Origin of the sequence: Streptococcus oralis, assembly GCF_003943415.1 — a bacterium.
Taxonomy (GTDB): domain Bacteria; phylum Bacillota; class Bacilli; order Lactobacillales; family Streptococcaceae; genus Streptococcus; species Streptococcus oralis_BJ.
The window spans coordinates 69,525-90,438 of record NZ_RJPK01000007.1; the positions used below are offsets into that span (position 1 = coordinate 69,525).

18 protein-coding genes, 11 tRNA genes and 1 pseudogene are annotated in these 20,914 nt (G+C 40.1%); 6 read left to right on the plus strand and 24 right to left on the minus strand.

The annotated features are described in order from the left end of the window. Window positions 1-85: 85 nt before the first annotated feature. Window positions 86-1,090 carry a DNA-binding transcriptional regulator GalR gene (gene galR, locus D8801_RS08740; protein ID WP_125849243.1) on the plus strand — a complete coding sequence of 335 codons (1,005 nt, stop codon included), beginning with the start codon at window positions 86-88 and terminating at the stop codon, window positions 1,088-1,090. A 35-nt stretch (window positions 1,091-1,125) separates the two neighbouring features. Here the strand turns inward: galR and D8801_RS08745 are convergent, their stop codons facing one another. Continuing rightward, window positions 1,126-2,016 carry a cation diffusion facilitator family transporter gene (locus tag D8801_RS08745; protein WP_125849245.1) on the minus strand — a complete coding sequence of 297 codons (891 nt, stop codon included), beginning with the start codon at window positions 2,014-2,016 and terminating at the stop codon, window positions 1,126-1,128. 130 nt (window positions 2,017-2,146) lie between these two features. Between D8801_RS08745 and D8801_RS08750 the strand changes: the two genes are divergently transcribed. Both D8801_RS08750 and D8801_RS08755 read left to right on the plus strand, forming a co-directional pair. After that, the gene (locus tag D8801_RS08750; protein ID WP_125849247.1) at window positions 2,147-2,701 is read left to right on the plus strand and encodes a TetR/AcrR family transcriptional regulator; all 555 of its coding nucleotides are present in this window, start codon (window positions 2,147-2,149) and stop codon (window positions 2,699-2,701) included. 26 nt (window positions 2,702-2,727) lie between these two features. Continuing rightward, a complete protein-coding gene (locus D8801_RS08755; RefSeq protein WP_125849248.1) occupies window positions 2,728-3,060 on the plus strand; it encodes a glucuronide permease in 333 nt (110 codons plus the stop codon). 90 nt (window positions 3,061-3,150) lie between these two features. Here D8801_RS08755 and D8801_RS08760 read toward each other — a convergent pair whose 3' ends face one another. The 11 genes from D8801_RS08760 to D8801_RS08810 form a co-directional block, all read right to left on the minus strand. After that, entirely contained in the window at window positions 3,151-4,671 is a 1,521-nt protein-coding gene (locus D8801_RS08760; RefSeq protein ID WP_125849251.1) for an ABC transporter permease/substrate-binding protein, read from the minus strand. Next, window positions 4,664-5,392 carry an ATP-binding cassette domain-containing protein gene (locus tag D8801_RS08765; RefSeq protein WP_125849253.1) on the minus strand — a complete coding sequence of 243 codons (729 nt, stop codon included), beginning with the start codon at window positions 5,390-5,392 and terminating at the stop codon, window positions 4,664-4,666. The genes D8801_RS08760 and D8801_RS08765 overlap by 8 nt, the downstream gene beginning before the upstream one ends. Then, window positions 5,389-6,351 (minus strand): zinc-binding dehydrogenase, encoded by a 963-nt coding sequence (locus D8801_RS08770; protein WP_125849255.1) that lies wholly within the window; start codon window positions 6,349-6,351, stop codon window positions 5,389-5,391. The genes D8801_RS08765 and D8801_RS08770 overlap by 4 nt, the downstream gene beginning before the upstream one ends. Before the next feature lie 14 nt (window positions 6,352-6,365). After that, entirely contained in the window at window positions 6,366-7,130 is a 765-nt protein-coding gene (locus D8801_RS08775) for a nuclear transport factor 2 family protein (RefSeq protein ID WP_125849256.1), read from the minus strand. A 3-nt stretch (window positions 7,131-7,133) separates the two neighbouring features. Then, complete coding sequence (locus D8801_RS08780; protein WP_125844963.1) at window positions 7,134-7,571, minus strand: MarR family winged helix-turn-helix transcriptional regulator; 438 nt, start codon at window positions 7,569-7,571, stop codon at window positions 7,134-7,136. A gap of 143 nt (window positions 7,572-7,714) precedes the next feature. Next, window positions 7,715-8,908 carry an O-antigen ligase family protein gene (locus tag D8801_RS08785; RefSeq protein WP_125844973.1) on the minus strand — a complete coding sequence of 398 codons (1,194 nt, stop codon included), beginning with the start codon at window positions 8,906-8,908 and terminating at the stop codon, window positions 7,715-7,717. Window positions 8,909-9,040: 132 nt separating this feature from the next. Beyond that, complete coding sequence (gene gtfA / locus D8801_RS08790; protein WP_125844965.1) at window positions 9,041-10,483, minus strand: sucrose phosphorylase; 1,443 nt, start codon at window positions 10,481-10,483, stop codon at window positions 9,041-9,043. A gap of 207 nt (window positions 10,484-10,690) precedes the next feature. After that, window positions 10,691-11,524 (minus strand): carbohydrate ABC transporter permease, encoded by an 834-nt coding sequence (locus tag D8801_RS08795; protein WP_000711271.1) that lies wholly within the window; start codon window positions 11,522-11,524, stop codon window positions 10,691-10,693. Window positions 11,525-11,540: 16 nt separating this feature from the next. Then, a complete protein-coding gene (locus D8801_RS08800) occupies window positions 11,541-12,413 on the minus strand; it encodes a carbohydrate ABC transporter permease (protein WP_125844967.1) in 873 nt (290 codons plus the stop codon). Window positions 12,414-12,431: 18 nt separating this feature from the next. Further along, window positions 12,432-13,682, minus strand: a complete 1,251-nt coding sequence (locus D8801_RS08805) for an extracellular solute-binding protein (RefSeq protein WP_125849258.1) — start codon at window positions 13,680-13,682, stop codon at window positions 12,432-12,434. A 12-nt stretch (window positions 13,683-13,694) separates the two neighbouring features. After that, a complete protein-coding gene (locus D8801_RS08810; protein ID WP_125849260.1) occupies window positions 13,695-15,857 on the minus strand; it encodes an alpha-galactosidase in 2,163 nt (720 codons plus the stop codon). A 107-nt stretch (window positions 15,858-15,964) separates the two neighbouring features. Between D8801_RS08810 and D8801_RS08815 the strand changes: the two genes are divergently transcribed. Next, window positions 15,965-16,825: an AraC family transcriptional regulator gene (locus tag D8801_RS08815; RefSeq protein WP_125849262.1), complete on the plus strand. Its 861-nt coding sequence runs from the start codon at window positions 15,965-15,967 to the stop codon at window positions 16,823-16,825. Beyond that, window positions 16,822-17,760, plus strand: coding sequence for a bifunctional biotin--[acetyl-CoA-carboxylase] ligase/biotin operon repressor BirA (birA, locus tag D8801_RS08820; protein WP_125849264.1), 939 nt, complete (start codon window positions 16,822-16,824; stop codon window positions 17,758-17,760). The genes D8801_RS08815 and birA overlap by 4 nt, the downstream gene beginning before the upstream one ends. A gap of 89 nt (window positions 17,761-17,849) precedes the next feature. On the opposite strand, the gene D8801_RS08825 is transcribed toward birA, so the two are convergent. Then, window positions 17,850-18,554 (minus strand): hypothetical protein, encoded by a 705-nt coding sequence (locus D8801_RS08825; RefSeq protein WP_125849266.1) that lies wholly within the window; start codon window positions 18,552-18,554, stop codon window positions 17,850-17,852. Window positions 18,555-18,775: 221 nt separating this feature from the next. Here D8801_RS08825 and D8801_RS08830 point away from each other — a divergent pair. Beyond that, window positions 18,776-19,712, plus strand: a pseudogene (locus D8801_RS08830) (ISL3 family transposase); the annotation flags it as partial. 86 nt (window positions 19,713-19,798) lie between these two features. Here D8801_RS08830 and D8801_RS08835 read toward each other — a convergent pair. The 11 genes from D8801_RS08835 to D8801_RS08885 all read right to left on the minus strand — a co-directional run bounded on the left by D8801_RS08835 (window position 19,799) and on the right by D8801_RS08885 (window position 20,834). Beyond that, window positions 19,799-19,886: transfer RNA gene (locus D8801_RS08835), tRNA-Ser, on the minus strand. A gap of 66 nt (window positions 19,887-19,952) precedes the next feature. Continuing rightward, window positions 19,953-20,040: transfer RNA gene (locus D8801_RS08840), tRNA-Ser, on the minus strand. A gap of 8 nt (window positions 20,041-20,048) precedes the next feature. Beyond that, a tRNA-Ile gene (locus D8801_RS08845) sits at window positions 20,049-20,122 on the minus strand. 34 nt (window positions 20,123-20,156) lie between these two features. Then, window positions 20,157-20,227 (minus strand) — tRNA-Gly (locus tag D8801_RS08850). 15 nt (window positions 20,228-20,242) lie between these two features. Continuing rightward, window positions 20,243-20,315 (minus strand) — tRNA-Phe (locus tag D8801_RS08855). Window positions 20,316-20,318: 3 nt separating this feature from the next. Beyond that, window positions 20,319-20,392 (minus strand) — tRNA-Met (locus tag D8801_RS08860). An 11-nt stretch (window positions 20,393-20,403) separates the two neighbouring features. After that, a tRNA-Ser gene (locus D8801_RS08865) sits at window positions 20,404-20,493 on the minus strand. An 11-nt stretch (window positions 20,494-20,504) separates the two neighbouring features. Then, window positions 20,505-20,578 (minus strand) — tRNA-Ile (locus D8801_RS08870). Between the two features lie 13 nt (window positions 20,579-20,591). Then, window positions 20,592-20,665, minus strand: a tRNA-Met gene (locus D8801_RS08875). A gap of 5 nt (window positions 20,666-20,670) precedes the next feature. Further along, a tRNA-Pro gene (locus tag D8801_RS08880) sits at window positions 20,671-20,744 on the minus strand. A 16-nt stretch (window positions 20,745-20,760) separates the two neighbouring features. After that, a tRNA-Arg gene (locus D8801_RS08885) sits at window positions 20,761-20,834 on the minus strand. Window positions 20,835-20,914 lie beyond the last annotated feature (80 nt).

The following is a 20,914-nucleotide window of genomic DNA, read 5'->3' on the forward strand; positions in this document are numbered from 1 at the left end:
GGTCAATCCTTTTTACTAAAATTTTACTAAACAATCAGTAAAAAGAAGAAAAATATGATATACTAACCTAAAAGGAGGAGGATTTATGGCTACATTAAAAGACATTGCACAGCTAGCCTCTGTCTCTATCGCGACCGTATCCCGTGTCCTCAATCGCGACCAGAGTCTATCTGTTACAGAAGAAACCAGACATCGTATTTTAACTGTCGCTGAAGAGTTGGACTATACTAAGCACCTCAAAACAGGCGAATCCCATAAACCCAAGCAAAAAATTGCCATTATCCAATGGATCAGTGAACAAGGAGAGCTAGACGACCTCTACTACTACCAGATTCGTCTAGGGATTGAAAAAAGAGCCCAAGAGTTGGACTATGATATCTTGCGCTATTTTAACGACCATCCTTTTACTCTGAGCGAGGAAGTAATCGGGATACTCTGTATTGGAAAGTTCAGCCGATCACAGATCTCTAACTTTGAAGAATACCAAAAGCCTCTTGTATTTCTAGACAGCGATACACTTTCCCTGGGACATACTTGTATTATCACGGATTTTTACACTGCCATGAAACAAGTTGTCGATCACTTCCTCAGCCAAGGGCTTGATCGTATCGGGATTCTAACTGGCCTTGAAGAAACAACCGACCAAGAAGAAATCATTCAGGATAAACGTCTAGAACATTTTAAAAACTACTCTCTATCAAAAGGTATCTACCATGATAAACTAGTCTTTCAAGGTAGCTTTACTGCCCAGTCTGGATATGACTTGATGAAGGAGGCCATTCACAAGTTGGGTGATCAGCTCCCTCCGGCATTTTTCGCAGCTAGCGATAGTTTATCCATCGGCGCCCTCCGTGCCCTCCAAGAAGCTGGAATTAGCTTACCAGATCGTGTCAGTCTCATTTCTTTTAACGATACTAGCCTGACCAAGCAGGTCTATCCTCCCCTATCTAGCATCACAGTCTATACTGAGGAGATGGGCCGAGCAGGTATGGACATCCTTAATAAAGAAGTCCTTCATGGTCGGAAAATTCCTAGTCTGACTATGCTGGGAACTAGACTGACATTGAGAGAAAGTACACGGAATCAATAGGATATCAAAACGACCTCTTATTGAGGTCGTCTTTTCTAATGATGATGCCCATGGTTCTGCTCTAAGGCTGTTATCCTCCGCTTATGTTGCGCATGATTGCTTTGGCTGGCATCCACTTCGATGGTGATATTATGTACTCCTCTATCTCGTAGCAAGTGGCGCACAGCATCTTTGGTCTCTACCATTTGAGACCAATCCTCTAAACAGAGATGAACAATGGCGTCATTTTCTAGACCATCCATAGACCAAATACTGAGTTGATTAACACTTTTAACATTAGCTAGCGCTGCTAACTCTTTCTCTAGCTCGGCAGTCTCGACCCCTTCAGGCACAGCATCTAAGAAAATCTTAAGTGTTGACCAAAAGCGAGGAATGGCTTTCCAGAGGATAAAACTAGAAATTAAAAGAGACAAGAGTGGATCAAGAAAGTACCAATCTGTCACATACAAAACACCAGCAACCAGAATGACCGCTAGCCAACCCAGAATATCTTCTAAAAAATGCAAGGTCAGGATAGCTTCGTTCTTGGTCCGCCCCTTACGAACAATCAGACTAGCCAAGAGATTGATAAGAATCGCAATAACTCCCAACCACAGCATCCCTTGGTAGTTGACAGGCTGTGGCGATAGGAGGCGAGGAATATTCTCCAAGAGCATCATGACAGATCCTGTCAAAAGGATCAAGGCAGTCAGCATGGCGCCTAGCAGACTGAAGCGTTTATAACCAAGAGTATAACGTTTGTCTTCCTGACGATTGGAAATAGTTTCCAAACAAGCTGATAAACCTATGGCAAGAGCATCGCCCAAATCATGAACCGCATCCGCTAATACAGCACTTGAATTGAAGATGCCCCCAAAAATAAATTCGACAACAGAAAATGATAGATTCAAGAAAAAGGCTAGCCAGATAGATGTTTTAGAACTCATTTCTCTCCCTCCTTTGGTATAATAGGTATATATACTTCTTTCATTTGTATTATCTAATAAAATCCAAAGAAAGGATAGAAGCAAACTGTCAGCCTTGTTCAGTTCTGAATAGTTTGCCTCAAGTGTCTATATGCAAAAAAGAGATCGTCGGGTTAGTAAGACGAAAAAAGCTATTTATCAAGCTTTTTTACAAGTTTTGAACGACAAGGGCTATGATGCCACTACTGTCCAAGATATCATTGACTTGGCAGATGTTGGGCGCTCGACCTTTTACTGTCACTACGATAGCAAGGAGCTGCTTTTAGATGAACTCTGTCGCTACCTCTTTCATCATCTCTTTGAAAGGGAAGAACACTTAACTACAGAAGGCTACCTCGCACATATCTTTTTACATTTTCAAAAAAATCAAGACCATGTCACCAGTCTTCTTTTTTCAAAAAACGACTACTTTCTCCGCCAACTACACAAGGAACTCGAACACCATGTTTACCCCATGGTAGCGGAGGACTTGCAAGAGGCCTATCCAAACATTCCGGCTTCCTACCTCAAACATTTTGTAGTAACCAATTTTATCGAAACACTAACCTGGTGGCTAAAAAAAGGAAAATCTTATACAGAAGACCAAGTAGTGAGATTTTACTTAGATGTGATTGAGATGACTTCTACAAAATCACTCGAAATTTAATCCTGTCACGAAGAAAGGAATCAACCATGTTAAATTCTATTATCCTAGGAATACTGACGATTGTATTAGCTCTCGGTTTTTCACTTCTCCATCTCGCAGCTGCTTTCGCAGCCATGAAAGAAAAAAATTACTGTCGGGGAAATATGTGTATCTTGGTAGGGAGCTGTCTCACCTCACTAGCTCTTGCTATCTTTTTCTTTATCCCGCTTGCAACTGTCGTCTTATGGATAGTGGGCTCTAGCATCATCTGCTACGGTGCTTACTGGAATGGGCAACAGCAAGAAAGTCAACATATATCGCACCACATTATAAGGGGCACACTAGCGGCTTTGATTGCGCTCTTGTTTATCTTACTCTAACATTAAAAATCCCATCTCGAATTATAGACGAGATGGGATTTTGTCTGTTGAAGAAAGTGGCTAGTGGCTGCCCCTGACTTTCCTCTTCATTTATTTCTTCAACAAACCTTGTTCTTGTAGAAATTCTTTGGCTACTTGTTCTGCTGATTTGCCTTCGACACCCACTTGATAGTTGAGCTGGCTCATCTGGCTTTCTGTAATTTTACCAGCCAGTTTATTTAGTACCGTTTCCAACTCTGGGTGTTTCTTGAGAAGAGCTTCTTTCATCAGAGGAGCCCCTTGATAAGGTGGGAAGAGTTGCTTGTCATCTTCCAAGACCTGTAAATCATAACGCGCCAACTCCGCATCGGTCGAATAGGCATCCGTGATTTGAATATCACCTGACTGGATTGCTTGATAGCGGAGAGCTGGTTCCATGGTCGCTACATTGAGATTGAGTCCGTAGAAAGACTGCAAGCCCTTATTTCCATCCTCGCGGTCATTAAACTCCAGAGTAAACCCTGCTTTCAACTGACCTTCTACTTTTTTCAAGTCTGAAATGGTCTTCAAGCCATATTCTTGAGCAATCTTTTTCGGAACAGCCACAGCATAGGTATTTTGATAAGACATAGGTTTGAGATAGGCTAATTGATCCTGCTTGGCAATGCCATCACGCGCCACCTGATAAACCTGATCTGGCTCATGCCCCACTTGAGGTGATGGTTGAAGCAAGCTTTCAGTCACGGTTCCAGTAAATTCAGGATAGATGTCAATATCCCCTTTTTTCAGAGCTTCATAGAGAAAGCTTGTCTTCCCAAAATTCGGTTTAACAGTCGCAGTCATACTGGTATTTTCTTCAATCAGCAACTTATACATATTGGCCAAGATTTCCGGTTCTGGGCCTAATTTCCCAGCGATGACCAGGTTTTCCTTCTCTTTTTGAGCCAAGAGAGCTGGGCTATAAGACAGCCCCAGCAATACCGTCACCAAGGCAAAATCAGCAAAAATCGTCCGCAATTTTGCTTTTTCCATCACTTTTAGCAGGAAGTTAAAGGCAATGGCAAGCACTGCAGAAGAAAGGGCCCCAATCAAAATCAGACTGGCATTATTACGGTCAATTCCCAAAAGGATAAAGGAACCCAGTCCGCCTGCCCCAATCAAGGCTGCCAAGGTCGCCGTACCGATAATCAAGACCGCTGCCGTCCGAATCCCAGACATAATGACAGGCATGGCAAGTGGAATTTCAAACTTCTTGAGACGCTCCCACCTGGTCATCCCAAAGGCAATCCCAGCCTCCTGCAGACTCGGATCAATTCCCTTCAGCCCAGTGATAGTATTTTGTAAAATCGGGAAAATCGCATAAATCACCAGAGCAGTCAAAGCAGGCAAGATTCCAATTCCCATCAAGGGAATAAAGAGTCCCAACAAGGCCAGAGACGGGATAGTCTGGAAAATTCCTGCAATCTGTAAAACCCAGTCCGCCAACTTCTCATGATAGCGAAGATAAACAGCCAAAGGAGTCGCGATAAAAATAGCTAGTAACAAGGTCAAAAGTGACAACTGCAAATGTTGAGATAGAGCTGTTACCCAATCACCAAAACGATCCTGAAAAGTTGATATCAAATTAGTCATGAACACTACCTCCAAACAAGTCTGCTACAAAGTCTGTTGCAGGAGCCTTTAAAATAGTCTCGGGATTCGCCACCTGACGAATCTCTCCATCCTGCAAAACAGCGATCCGATCACCTAATTTCAACGCCTCATCCGTATCATGAGTTACAAAAATCGTTGTCATCCCAAATTCATTGTGCAATTCTCTGGTCAAGGTTTGTAGTTGTTTTCTCGAAATAGCATCCAAAGCCGAAAAGGGCTCATCCATAAGCAAAATCTTAGGCTGACCAATCATGGCACGGACAATGCCGACCCGTTGCTGTTCTCCACCAGATAATTCGCTTGGAAGTCGATGCCCATACTCGGATACTGGTAAACCAACCTTTGCTAAAAGCTCTTCTGTTTTCTGAGCAATCTCTTCCTTGCTCCATCCTTTCATTTCAGGAATGAGAGCAATATTTTCCGCAACTGTTAGATTTGGAAAGAGGGCAATAGCTTGTAAGACATAGCCAGTAGAAAGACGAAGTTCACGCTCATCATAGTCTTTGATGCGCTTGCCATCCATACAAATATTTCCATCAGTTGGTTCCAAGAGACGGTTAATCATCTTGATCATGGTCGTCTTACCGGACCCAGAAGGTCCAACTAAAACCATGAACTCCCCATTCTCAATTCGTAAATTGACATCTCTTAAGACATCTTTTTCTGTGTAGCGTAGCGCTACATTCTTGTATTCAATCATAGATTTCCCTCGTTTTTTATAATAACTTTACCAAAAGACTGACTACTTTCCAGATAAGCATGGGCTTCTTGAATTTGGTCAATGGCAAAGATTTTCTCCGGTTGGACATCAATCTGATACTTTTCAACGAAATCTATCAGCTCCTGCAATTTTTCGTTGGAAACATTAGCGGATGCAAAGGTTGTTAGGTAGACATTTCGACATAAGGCTTCAATCGGGTCAAAGTCTGATAAGGTCCACTGACCACCCAGCTGACCACACGAACAAATAATGCCCCCTTCCAGCAAGTGCTTGAGACTATCTTTAATATCGCGTGGACCAACCAAGTCTAAGATTTTGGTAAATTCTTCATCCGTCTGCAAGACACCTCCCTGATCCAAAATCACTTGGTCAAATCCTGCTTTCTTGAGCTGTTCTTCCTTTGCTAGACTTCGGCTACTACCTGCCAAATATACTTTTGGAAATTGACCTTTGAGGAGTTTTGCAAAAGCAAGCCCAACACCACTAGTCGCCGCTCGAACCAGAACTCGGTCTCCCTCCTCAATCTTAAGATTGATATAAGAGCCAAATGCTGTGTAGTAGGTTTCAGGAAGTGCAATCAAACTCTCCAATTCAAGCTTAGTCTTTACAGGGTAAACCTGTCTATCTGGAAGTAGAACATACTCCGCATAGCCACCGTCAAAAGCACGCCCCATTTCTCCCATGATGGAGATGACTTGCTGTCCGACCTGCAAATCGGGACGATTGGTCTCCTCTACAAGTCCCACACATTCAATGCCTAAAATCCGTGGAAATTGAACGGAGGGCGATAGTCCTTGACGAGTGAAAATCTCGCTATGGTTGATTCCAAATCCTTGCACCTTGACCAAGGTCCAACCTTCTTTAACAGTCGGTTTTGGAACTTCCACAACCTGCAGAACTTCTGGTCCTCCAGCTTCCTTGACAAGCACAGCTTTCATCTTAGTATCTCCTTTTAAAACTTCCCTCGATTGGTCAAGTCTTCTACCTTAGGCATAACTTCCTTATTATCCCAATGCTCCACAATCAAGCCGTTCTCCAAACGGAAGATGTCATACTGGGCATAAGCCACTCCATCAATCTGAGTCTGCCCATAGCTAACCACATAGTTCCCTTGTCCCAAAAGCTGGAAAACAAAGTCGAAAGTGACACCATGTTCAGCCACATAGTTTTTATAAGCAGCACTTCCTTGTCCAATCTCATGACTATGCTGAATCAAATCGTCTGCCACATAATCACTCCACTGCTCCAGTTCCCCGTTTTGGAAAATTTCTGTCAAGAAACGACGAACGGTTTTTTTATTCGCTACTGTCTTGTCCAAATCCGTGACTTCAAAATCCAAAAAAATCTGATCTAACTGTTCATTTTCTGGAGTGCGATAGTAGTCAATGACATCCCAATGCTCCACGATACGTCCATTCTCATCCGCACGGAAAGTATCCGTTGTCACCCATTGAGCTTCCCCACCATTCAGAAATTGATGGACATGGACAAAGACCAGATTGCCATCCTCAATGGTGCGAACAATCTTCATCTCACGCTCAGGATGGCGCTCAAAGAAATTTGCAAAGAAAGCCGCAAACCCTTCTTTCCCATCTGGCACACCTGTCGAGTGTTGGATATAAGTATCCCCTACAGACTGAGCTTGAGCCTCGGCAACGCGCCCATCTTGAATGGCATGAATGTATAAATTTTGTGCATTTTCAACTTGTTTTGACATGATTTATGCCTCTTTTTCTTTTAAATTTGCTAAGATGCGTTCCTGATAACTTTCAAACTGGCGAATTTCTTCCTCAGTGAATCCTTTATAAAAAATAGCATCCAACTTTTGACTGATGCGATGGCCCACTTCTTTCTGGGACAAACCTTGCTCTGTCAACTTGACATATTTCTTTCTCTTATCTATTCCACATGGGCTAATGATGACCAGGTTTTGCTCCTCAAGATTCTTTATCATGGTTGTGAGCGTATTGTTAGCAAGACCAGTCGCCAGCGCAATATCTGTCGCAGTTGCACAACCTGTCTCACTATTCCATAAAACCGCTAAAATCTTTCCCTGCTCACTCCGATAAAGAGCCTCAGGATCCTGACTCAGTAACTTTTGAAAAATCCGCCCATTTAACAAACGAATATGATGGGCTACCAAATGACTATCTTTCATGACCTCTCCAATTTATTTCTATATCGAATTGTTTTTATTGTAACACCTCTCATTCCATCTGTCAACTATTTCGATTTAGAAATAATTTTCACCAACAAAAAAGACCTCCTACCTTGAGTAGAAGATCTTCACTATTTATTAACTTAATCTGTCATTTCGGACACCAAGGTTCGATGTTCCAGTGGTAGACTGCACATAACCAACAAGAAGATGAATCCTGACTGAACCCAGAAGAGAGCCAAGTCAAAAATCCCATGTACAGCGACTACTGTAAGGAAGGAGAGATAAAGACCGATAATTGGTCGTTTACCAGACTCCTGACTCATATCCATCATCATGTGAACCGGGATAACCGAAGAAATGGATAGGAGAATGGTTCCAATCAAACCATAACTTAAAATAGTATCGATGTAAAGACTATGCGCGTGTTCGTGATAAGGTGCATGAATTCTCGGATAGGAATTCATATAGGTCAGTGGACCCTCACCCCAGATAGGATTTTGCTTGAACAAAGTCATACCCGCATTCCAGATTGAAACACGCTCCTCCATTGAAGAATCTAGTGTTCCCATACGGACTCCCAAATCGCTTGAGAAGAGGAAACAAAGGCCAATCCCAAAAACTCCAATACTGAGCCAAAAGGCGCGCCAGTTTTTAATAGTTGTAAAGAGATAAATGATTGCACCCGCGATGATGGCAGGAAAGGCTGTTCGATTCTGCGTGAAATTCAAACCAAATAGATTCACAAAACCTGCTAGCACACAAAAGATTTTCAACCATCTTAGCTTCGTCGTTGTAAAGAGATAAAAGGCAATCATGATACAGAAGCAACAGATAATCCCATAGTAGTTCGGATTAAAGAAGGTCACCTCTGCACGGTTCTGGTGCCATACTTGCATATTGGGCGAAAGAAAGGCATAGTTAAATTTCTTTACAATCTGGAAATGCTCCAAAGTAGCAAAAACAGCAGAGAGCACACTACCAAACAAAATTGTCTGCAGTATCAGTCGAAAGAAAGCATGTGTCAGACGTTTCTGGTAAAAACTAAAGAAAATGAGGAAGAGAAACATCAGTAAAGATGCAACCAATCCAAGCCAGTTCTTGGCAACGATGGAGATGATACTACTATAGGCAATAAAAAAGAGAAGTACAGGATGTTTGGCCAATCCTTTGATAATTCCCTTCATATCCCCAGTAACAAGTAAACCTATCAAATATAAAGCAAAGAGGGCTAAGAACAAATAAAAAGGTAAAAAGATACTTATGATCATCAAATACAAAAAGAAATCTTTTTTCGAAAGCCCTCTTATCTTATCCAGTAATCCAATTGATTTCAAAACGGATCCTTTCTGTTCTGGATTTCTCCAGAAGATAAATGCTAAACTATCTTTTAATTTTACCATTTTTTCCGTCATTTGGGAACAATGAACACGTTTTCGCCACAAAAAAACTCTTTCATTAATATAGCACTAGAACTGAATTTTTCTGCCGTTTTCCACTACTTGATAGGTCTGACTTTGCAGATCAATTTCTGCTACTGCTGTTACAGACTTGTCTTTATTTTGACGTTTGATTACAATGCTGTGAGCTGTTGGTGTTTCTATCTCAATAGTCCCTTCTAGGTCAAAGGCCTCTGATCGATTACGGAAAGAAAATAGATTGAGAAGAGCCTTCACCACAGGACGTTGAACTTCTTCTGCTATTTCCTCATTGCTATAGTAATGACGATTAATATTTCGACCTTCCTTAGTTTCTTCTAATAATTTCAAGTCATTTTTTCCTGCTAATAGACCCACATAGTAAACCTGAGGAATGCCTGGAGCAAAAGCTTGAATCAGACGAGCGAGGAAGTACTTGACATCATCATCTCCAAGCGCAGAATAATAGGTTGAATTGATTTGGTAGATATCTAGATTGTTATACTCTGCACTAGAGTACTTACGTTTGACATTCGCTCCAACCTTATAGAGCTCATTTGAAGCATAGTCAATTTCCTCATCAGTCAGGATATCCTTGACATCCACCACTCCAATCCCATCATGGGTATCTAGTGTCGTAAATTGCTTCATCGGGCTCATCTTTAACCACTTAGCCAAACGCTCTGTTCTAGAACTGTAAAGAGTATAAAGGGTCACCATTGGAAGGGCAAAATCGTAAACATAGTAATCATGGTCCGCTATTTTAAACTGAATCGAATAGTGCTCATGAATCTCAGGTAAGAGCTCTGTCCCATACTCAGCAGCGATATCTCGAACTTTGTCCAATAAATTCCAAATATCTGGTTCCACAAAGAAATCATTGGTATCCAATTTCTTCACTGCATAAGCAAAGGCATCTAGACGAATCAAATCACACCCGTTACTTGCCAGGTGCTGAATGGTCTTACGGATGAATCCCATCGTTACTTCTTTGGTCACATCAAGATCAATCTGCTCCTCACCAAAAGTATTCCACAAATGTTCTACTGAACCGTCTGCAAAAAGAATCTCTTGCTTTGGTGCACGATCCTTACGCTTGTAAATTAAATCTACATCAGCTTGTGTCGGACGATTTTCCGGCCAAAACTTGTCCCAGTTTAGAAAGAGATCTTTAAATTCACTGGCTTCATGTTTTTCTTGGTAATCCTTATAATACTTAGATTGACGAGAAATATGATTAATCATAAAGTCAAACATAAGATAATATTTCTCACCTAAACGCTTAACATCCTCCCAATCACCAAAAGCTAGATCCACTTCGTCATAGTCAACTGGTGCAAATCCACGATCACCAGTTGATGGGAAAAATGGTAGAAGGTGAACTCCCCCAATAGCATCTCCAAAATGTTTTTCCAAATTCACATATAAGTCTTTAAGGTTATTTCCAAGACTATCTGAGTAAGTAATCAACATAGTTTTATTTTGAATTGGCATAATTACTCTCCTTTTTTTAATTGAAGCCAAGTCTTATATGACCTGGCTTCGTAAATGAAAGATATTTTTAGATTTTTTGTTCACATCGAACTCGTACTAATATAGACTGCAAGCAACTAAGTACGACTTTCTTGTTTTCTACATAGAATTGGCAACAAACTGAACTGTTCCTCTATGTATGGAATTATAAATTCCCTAAGCACTTTCTTACTTCACTGCCCCGTTACTCATTCCTGAAATGATATGTTTTTGGAAGATGAGGTAGACAATGGTTATCGTTACAATTCCCACAATATAAGATGCAAAACTTGGACCATAGTCATTGAAGTACTGACCTTGGTAGTTGTATTGGAAGAGAGGTAAAGTCCACATCTTAGAATCCTTGTTCAGAATCAACAGTGGCAACATAAAGTCATTCCAGAACCAGAGAGCATTGATAATCAAAGTTGTCGCATGCATGGGCTTCAACATTGGAAAAATGATTCGACGATAAGTTGTAAAACGATCAGCCCCATCAATTTCCGCAGCTTCATCCAAACTATCCGGTACACTGATTTTTATATAACCAACATACAAGAAGAGAGTCTGTGGAATAGCATAAGTTAGGTAGAGTATTACTAGTCCCCACATATTTGCTAGACCGAGTTTACTCATCATAACTGTGATGGGAATCATAATCACCTGAAATGGAACAAATATCCCTAAAATCAAGAGCGAATACATAATTGCAAAGGCTTTTTTCTTGGACATATTTCGAGCAATGGAATAAGCTGCAGCTGGTATAAAGAAAGCTACTACAATCAATGATAACACCGTAATAACAGCTGAATTCCAGAAATAGCCTCCAATTCCATCCGAAATTAATCGTTCATAATTACTTAAGGTAAAAGGATTGGGCAAACTAAAGAAATGATTCATGATATCCTTAGTTGTTTTGAAGGAACTAAAAACTGTTACCAACAAAGGAACAAGTATAAGAATACCACCGACTATCAAGAGGACATATTTCCAAAACTGATTCAATTTTTCTTCTTTTTTCATGTGTAGGACTCCTCTATTAGATTTCAAATTTCTTTGATAGTTTGATTTGGATAAGAGAAACAATTCCAATAATTAAGAATAAAATCAAGGCAATTGCATTCGCATATCCATATTGATTACTCTTGAAAGCATAGTTGTAGACTAAAAGTCCAAGAGACGTTGTAGCATTATTTGGACCACCACTCGTCAACGCAAAAATCTGGTCAAAGGCTGTCAAACCGGACTTAAGAGCCAGAATAAAAACCATAGAAATCGTTGGCAGCAAATAGGGTAATTCAATCTTCCAAAAGGTTTGTTTACTTGTTGCACCATCAATTGATGCCGCCTCCAAAATATCATTTGGAATACTCTGAAGACCAGCAAGAAAGAGAATAATTGGCATTGCTACTCCTTGCCATAGAAGAACAAAGATAGTTGCCACTACCGCTCCGACAGGTGTTCCTAATAGACTCTCTTGTAAAAAGCTAATTCCTAAAATTTTTCCAATCGTTGGAAGCCCATAGTTGAAAAATTGTTTAAAAATCAAGGAAACTGTCAAACCAGACAAAACAGCCGGGAAAAAGAACCATGCTCTAAAGAAGGTCTGCCCCTTCATCTTAGAATTTAAGGCACGCGCCACAATCATCCCAATCACAATTTCCCCAACAATCAATGCCAGAGTTAAAATCAAAGTAAAAGCAATGGCTGTGAAGAATTTCCCATCAATCATCAGCAATTTGTAGTTATTCAAACCAACAAATTTGTAATTATAGGTCAATCCAGTCCAGTTAGTCAAACTATAGAAAGCACCTTGTACCATTGGAAAGTAAAAGAAGATCGCTTGTAAAGCAAGCGGGATAAGCAAAAATGTCCAACCCCAGTATTTATTTAAAAATTTTCGAATAGCCATATCATCTTAACTCCTATTCTAGTCCAAATCTGCCTTCATTGGATTAAAGAAAGCATTGAGATTGTTTGCCATATTTTTCAGATTTTTATCCATCAGATAACCTGCACTTAGATTAAAAAAGTCTTCTTCAGAGTTCCAGCGTTGGCCCAACCAAACATAATGTTTATCCGTAAATGCCAGTTTAGAAATATCTGCAAGCGCTGAATCTTCTTTTTCCTGTATGCCTTTCACCGCAACTGGTGATCCATCTACATCATAGTATGACTGCATAGCTTTTGGACTAGTCATATAGCTGATAAATTCTTCGGTTTCCTTAGGGTGTTTGGTAGTAGCTGAAGTTGATAATGCCATGTCCCCTGCACCAACAGTGACTTCTTTTCCTACTTCTTCTCCTGGGAAGGCAAACATCCCCACCTTAAATTTTGGATCCTGTTGATTAATTGCTGCTAATGCCCATGATCCTTGTGGCATCATCAAGGCTTTTTCACTCGAAAATGCTACCACCGCATCATTATAAGAAGCACCACGCCAACCATCTTGAGCATTATCCGCCAACAAATCTAGTCGTTCTGCATCGGCTTTTAAAATAGCATCATCTGCAGAGATGGCGTTTGGTTTTGAAAAGCGAAGGTAGTTATTAGCCGCATCTCCACTACCTGTAATAGTAATGAGAGAAAGTTGGTGGTAACCATTTAATGTCCAGCCTTCATTGCCTGCAACTGCAAATGGGGAATTTCCACTATCTTTTATCTTTTTAACAATCTCTTGAAATTCTTTAAAAGTCTTCGGTTCCTCAAGTCCTAATTCTTTAAATTTTGTTTTATTGTAATAGATTCCATAAAGGTTGGCCGTTAAAGGCACACTATAAACTTTGTCATTAATCGCATACTTTTTAGCATAGTCATTCTTAACGTTCTCAAGATAGGATTTCCCTGTCATATCTGCAAAATAACCTGCCTTAGCCCACTCTTGGAAATCCATATTTTGAGGGTAGATATTGACAATATCTGGCACGTCCCCTGATAAAACACGCGTTTTTAGGACAATACCTGCTGCGGGCACTGTTGTCAACTTCACATCAATATTAGGATATTCCTTCTCAAAATCATCCACTATTCTTTGCAAGGTATCTGCCATCTCGGTCTTCTGGTTAAAAAACTCAATCGTTACCTTGCCATCAGTTGACTCCTCTTGACTACTACAAGCTGACAGTCGCAAAAGGCAGAGTCCTGTAGTAGCAATTAAACCCATCTTTTTATACCATCTCATGATTTTATCTCCTTATCTTCTAATGAAATGTAACTGCCTGCTGAGATAATCTCCCTGCGGAAGCTCCATAGTAATACCCGCATACATGAGTTCTGCACCTGAGTAAACTACACCATTTTCCTGTAATTCATACCGTCCCTCTTCATCCAAATCTTTTAACTTTAAAGTTGTTTCCATGGTCTCTACAACTGATAAGATTCGGGCGTAGGTTACAATTGTTTGATTTCCATAGTTAAATTGTAGAGCTGCTTCATTGGATTCAGCATCGGGATTGATTAACCTATACTGGTTTCCCAACTGGACTACTGGTCGCAATTCTTTATACAAGTTCACCTGATTAGCAATCTCAGCTTTCTCATCATCTGATAAACTTGTCAAATCAAGTTCATAACCCAGATTCCCCATCATTGCTACATGACCACGAGTTTCCAATGGTGTCATTCGTCCCATCTGATGATTCGGTACAGCTGACACATGAGCTCCCATAGAAATGGTTGGATAGAGATAGGATGATCCATACTGTATAGGTAAACGTGCAATAGCATCAGTATTATCACTAGCCCAGACTTGTGGGAAATAACGCATCATACCAAGATCATTTCTGCCACCGCCACCAGAGCAGGACTCAAAGAGAATATGACTATGTTTCTCTGTCAGATAAGAAACGAGTTCGTAAAGCCCCAACATATACTGATGAGATTGCATCTTTGTCTCTAGATAGTTCGAACCATTCCCTAGGCTAGTAATATTACGATTCATATCCCATTTGATGTAGTCAATTTTATGATGAGAGAGGAGTTCATCTAAGACATTTTTCAAATATTCTACTACCTGAGGATTGGCAAGATTAAGTACTAATTGATTTCTAGAATAGGTATGCTCATACCCTGGAACCTGAATAGCCCAGTCAGGATGTTTACGATACAAATCACTATCTACAGAAATCATCTCCGGTTCTAACCAAAGCCCAAACTGCAAACCTCTTTCATGGATCGCTGAAATCAGACTTTCAAGACTTCCACCCAGTTTTTTCTCATTAACAACCCAATCACCTAAAGCACGATTATCATCAAAGCGATTACCAAACCACCCATCATCTAATACAAAAAGTTCAATTCCAACTTTCTTAGCTTCATCGGCTAGCTCCAACAGTTTTTCTCTCTGAAAGTCAAAGTAAGTAGCTTCCCAGTTATTGATTAGAATTGGACGTTCTTTTTTAGAAAACTGACTTGGCATAATGTGCTTAAGTACAAAATTTTGACTTTCATGACTAATACCAGTTAATCCCTTATCTGAATAAGTCACTAAAGCTATCGGTGTTTCAAAATTTTCCTCAGGATTTAACTTCCAAGAAAAGTTTTCCGGATTTATGCCAATAGCCACCCGAACTTCATTCAATTGATTCTTTTGAACAAAAGCTTCAAAGTTTCCACTATACATTAGTTGCAGGGCAAACACATTTCCAGCATCCTCTGTGACTCCTTGATCACATAATAGAAGAGCTGGTGTTTGAGCATGACCAGAAGCACCACGGTTCGAACTAATTGAAAAGATTCCTTGTTCTACCTGTTGACGTCGAACAGTCTTTTCACGAGCATAAGCACCCTGCAGAGTTACAATCTCGTAAGCCGCAGCGGGAAAATCAGCCATAAAAGAAAAGTCCTTGTGAATGACAACTTCCTGATTACTATTATTCTCCAATTTGCTGTAGCTAGCAATTGTCGCATCATTATCAAAAGCAGTATAATAAAGCGTCAGACTAATTTTAGCTTGAGGATCTTTTAAAATCAAGACAAGAGTCTCTGTATCATCCATGTTGTGAGGAAAAGGTAAGCCCTGTGGACCATTCTGACCTTTTAAAATCTTTGCTTCTACAAATCGAAAGTCTGTTACTTCAGTTTCATCGTGCTGAACCTGTAAAGTTGGTTTCCTAAAATCACCCAAACCATGTTGTCCAAAAATTTGACGTTGCGTATCCAAACTAAAAGTTCGATTAGTAGCTGTTGGATTAGGTGAAAAAGCATGATCGCGTTCATAAACACTATTGGCACCATTATAGTTCTTAACAGTCTTTCCTAAATGTTTTAATAATAAGAACCCATCCCTATTTTCAATAATCAAACTTAGACCTTTACTCTCAACGTAAAATAGATTATTCTCTATTCGAACTCCCATATATTTCACCTCTTCGATTTCTTGATAAAATTTTATCAAATAAAAGCGCTTTCTAAAATAGAGAAATGTCTACAAAGTATGGTAAAATGTTAGGTAGGAGGTGGCACATGCTCGTTTTTTCAGAATACCAGACTGGAACAATTGATCTTTCTCTTAGCTTTTACGGCTATGAAGAATGCACGCCTAACTACTCTTTTGGCCCAGCTATTCGAGATACCTATGTACTACATTACATTACTAAAGGAAAAGGTCAATTCCATTATAAGGGGAAAATTGTTGATTTAAAGGCAGGAGATTTCTTTTTACTAAAACCAGATGAATTAACCTTCTATCAAGCAGATAGCCAGGATCCTTGGGCTTACTACTGGTTAGGGATTACTGGAGGGAGGGCACCTGACTATTTTGCTCTATCTCAAATTTCTGATCAATCCTACCTCATCCAGTCAAAAAACTGTCATACACAGACAACTGCAAAACTCGTTGAAGATATTGTCCGTTTTGCTCAGGTAACAAAATCAAACGAACTAGCACAACTCCATATCATGGGGCAACTTCATGAATTAATGTTTCATTTAGGAACTATTACTCCCAATCAGAAAAAAAAGAATATTTCATCAACCCACCAACTCTATCTTGACTGCAAACGATTGATAGATAGTCACTACCCTCAATCACTCACAATTCAAGATTTAGCAAAAGAGCTATCGGTTCATAGAAGTTACTTAACTAGTGTGTTTAAAGAATTTCACCAACTCTCTCCAAAAGAGTATCTACTCTACGTTCGGATGCATCGTGCACAACAACTTCTGGAACATACTGAAGAATCTATTAAAGTCATTGCATACTCCGTGGGTTTCTCAGATCCACTACATTTTTCAAAAGCCTACAAGCAGTTTTTTCAAAAAACACCGAGTCAAACTCGAAAAGAACTCTCTCACTCCCTCTTAGCTAGAAAGGAAAATCAATGAAATCACACCAACTAGTCTACCAAATATTAGCTAGAGAAAACAACTATGTTAGCGGAGAAAAAATTGCAGAAGAACTGTTGTTAAGTCGTACATCCATATGGAAGGCAATTCAACGCCTCCAACAAGAAGGGCTCGTGATTGACAGTATTAAAAATAAAGGTTACAAACTTATTCAAGGCGATTTGATCCTACCTGATTTGATTCAAGAGAAAACCAACTTAACCATTCGCTACAAACCTGAAACAAAATCTACTCAAACAGATGCAAAAGAAGGTATTGAAGGGGGAAACCAGGGAAATAGTCTCTATCTTTCCACATGTCAAACAGCAGGTCGTGGTCGCTTTCAACGCCCTTACTACTCTCCTGCACGGGGAGGTATTTATATGTCATTACATATTCAGCCAAATCTCACCTATGACCAGCTTCCTGCCTACACATTACTTACAGCAGGCGCCATTTACAAAGCTATTAAAAACCTCACCTTGATTGACGTGGGTATCAAATGGGTAAATGATATCTACTTTAAAAATAAAAAAATAGCAGGTATCCTCACCGAAGCCATGACGTCCGTGGAAACAGGCCTAGTAACAGACGTCATTATCGGCGTTGGAATCAACTTTGCCATCAGCGATTTTCCAAAAGAGATAAAAGAAAAAGCTGGAAGTCTCTTTACACCACCAGCTCCTATCACACGAAACGAACTAATCTCAGAAATTTGGCATTGTTTCTACCAAACAGCACCCGAAGAACTACTCTATCTTTATAAAGAACACTCTCTTGTTCTAGGAAGAGAGGTCAGTTTTATCCAAGATCAGACTAAAAAAAAAGGAGTTGCCAAAGACATCTCCGATAAAGGACAACTCCTTATCCAGTTTGATGACCAGACAGAAATCTGGCTTAATAGTGGTGAAATCTCACTCACTAGCTGGACTTAACAACGGCACTATATGCAACTAGCAACATATAGTGCTTTTTGAATGTAGAAAGCAACAGATATATAAATAGCTGGCTTCCTGTCAACAATTTACAGATTAATAGCTTTTGAGGCATTCTTTTTATATGCCGTGCTATGTGCCAAAGAAACCCCATAGCAGTGATTTTCGTGTCCAAGCATAACCAATGGTAGCGCAAAAACTTTAACAGCATACAAAAGCAGCCAAAACATAAAGACTTCAGCTTTTATATTCACCAAATTTTTACTAAACATCTCGTACAAGAAACATGCATTTAAAGCCATATTGAAGAGACTTGCCAACGTTGCTGAGACTATATTGGTTTTCAATTTTGGATGATAACATTTAGCCACATATAAGGCCAATATTGAAATATTATAAAGGCAAATCGGTTGATAATTTTTCCTATAAATAACTATCGTCTTACGATTATAAAAAAAGAAACCATGAGGTCCACGATGATAGTCATTAATCCAGACATGGCTAAGACCTTTAATCTCATCCCAAGCTATAAATAAATCAATTTTTCTTAGGTAAATCCCAGTTTTATGGATTAAACACTTCCATTTGAACATGAAAGATAAAAGAAAAGTAAGGAGCAAAACCGCAACCGTAACAATCCTCAACTCCTCTTGCCCAATAATCAAGGATAGGTTAAAAAAGCGAATTTGCGCTTTTTTTGCATCTAAGAACATTGAAATCACAGTTAGAAATACTACAAAGATAAATAGCATAAATCTATAAAAAATACTATAAAATTTTACTCCATTTTTCATCTCAATTATCCCCCAGCCACTTAAAGTCCCTAACTCTAGTATACCACTAAGTCTAGTCTATTTATGATTTTTTCTAGTATGAAAGTTACTGAAACAGCATTAGATAATAGAGCTCTATAATTCTGTAGTGAGTAAAACCACTATGGAGATTATGAAGCGTAGAAAAAAGTCCCAAAAGATCTATAATGAAAAGCGATCAAACCATCATTAGAAAGAATCATATGGAACAATTACATTTTATCACAAACCTACTAGACATTAAAGACCCTAATATCAAGAGTGTAGATATTATCAATATGGATCTCCACAAGGAAATCATTAAATAAATATGATTTTCAAAAAAAATCTAAAATCCCTTATCTAGAATGTGCGGGATACAAAATTCTAATTCGTCTAAGGAAACGGCGCTTCCGCTGTAAAGTCTGTAAAAAAATGGCTGTCGCAGAGACTCCCTTAGTCAAGAAAAACCACCAAATCGCTCAAAAATTAATCGAGAAAGTCCCTATGACGGTCATCGCTGAAAGCTTGGCTATCTTCACTTCCACCGTCATTCGTAAACTGAAAGAGTTTAAATTCAAGACAGATTTATCTTCCAACTCACATGTCTTGGGATAAATACAGCTTCAAGAAAGGCAAAATGAGCTTCATTGCACAAGATTTTGATTCAAACAAGATCCTATCTATCTTAGACGGACGGACTCAAGCAACGATTCGCAATCATTTCCTTCGTTATTCTAGACAGGTCCGAAATGGAATGAAAGTCATTACAATGGACATGTTTAGCTCCTACTACGACATCGCTAAGAAACTCTTTCCTTCTGCTAAATTCATCCTCGATTGCTTTCACATTGTACAAAATCTCGGCCGTGCTATGAGCTACCTTCGCATCCAAATCATGAATCAGTTTGATAGGAGATCGCACGAATATAAGGCAATCAAACGCTACTGGAAACTCATCCAACAGGAGAGTCGGAAACTAAGTCATAAACGCTTTTATCGCCAGACCTGAAAAAACACTATAATCTCTATCAGCTCTTGTTTTTTAACTTTCAGAACAAGGAGGCAGAGAATTTTTTCGAACTCATTGAAAATAATCTCAAGCTGGTCCACCCTCACTTTCAGGCTGTCTTTCAAACCTTTCTCAAGGATAAAGAGCAAAAAAAAGAGAGTGCCAATGTGGCTCTCTCCAGAATATGACTTTTTACCACCCCACTAGAGTTGATAAAGATTCTCAAATTATATCACGGAGAATGGGGGATTCGAACCCCCGCGCCAGTTACCCGACCTAACGATTTAGCAAACCGTCCTCTTCAGCCTCTTGAGTAATTCTCCAAAATATTAATTAACAGGTATAAGTTTATACGAACTCCCCACACTCACGTTACAGTTCTCTGTATACGGAGAATGGGGGATTCGAACCCCCGCGCCAGTTACCCGACCTAACGATTTAGCAAACCGTCCTCTTCAGCCTCTTGAGTAATTCTCCTACTTTAATGGGCACGAGTGGACTCGAACCACCGACCTCACGCTTATCAGGCGTGCGCTCTAACCACCTGAGCTACGCGCCCAAGTCAAAAACTTGGTAATTTGAATAAAGTTCAAAGCGGGTGACGAGAATCGAACTCGCGACAACAGCTTGGAAGGCTGTAGTTTTACCACTAAACTACACCCGCATAACTATTATAAAATGGCGCGAGACGGAATCGAACCGCCGACACATGGAGCTTCAATCCATTGCTCTACCAACTGAGCTACCGAGCCAAATTGCGGGAGCAGGATTTGAACCTACGACCTTCGGGTTATGAGCCCGACGAGCTACCGAGCTGCTCCATCCCGCGTTAATAATAAAAGGAGGATGTGGGATTCGAACCCACGCACGCTTTTACACGCCTGACGGTTTTCAAGACCGTTCCCTTCAGCCAGACTTGGGTAATCCTCCAAAATATACAATGGACCTTGTAGGACTTGAACCTACGACCACTCGGTTATGAGCCGAGAGCTCTAACCAGCTGAGCTAAAGGTCCAACAAGATCTTTATAGCGGCGAAGGGGATCGAACCCCCGACCTCCCGGGTATGAACCGGACGCTCTAGCCAGCTGAGCTACACCGCCATCAATCGGGAAGACAGGATTCGAACCTGCGACACCTTGGTCCCAAACCAAGTACTCTACCAAGCTGAGCTACTTCCCGAGTTAAATAGAAAAAATGCACCCTAGAGGATTCGAACCTCTAACCGCCTGATTCGTAGTCAGGTACTCTATCCAGTTGAGCTAAGGGTGCTCATTATTATATGCCGAGGACCGGGATCGAACCGGTACGATCGTTTCCAATCGCAGGATTTTAAGTCCTGTGCGTCTGCC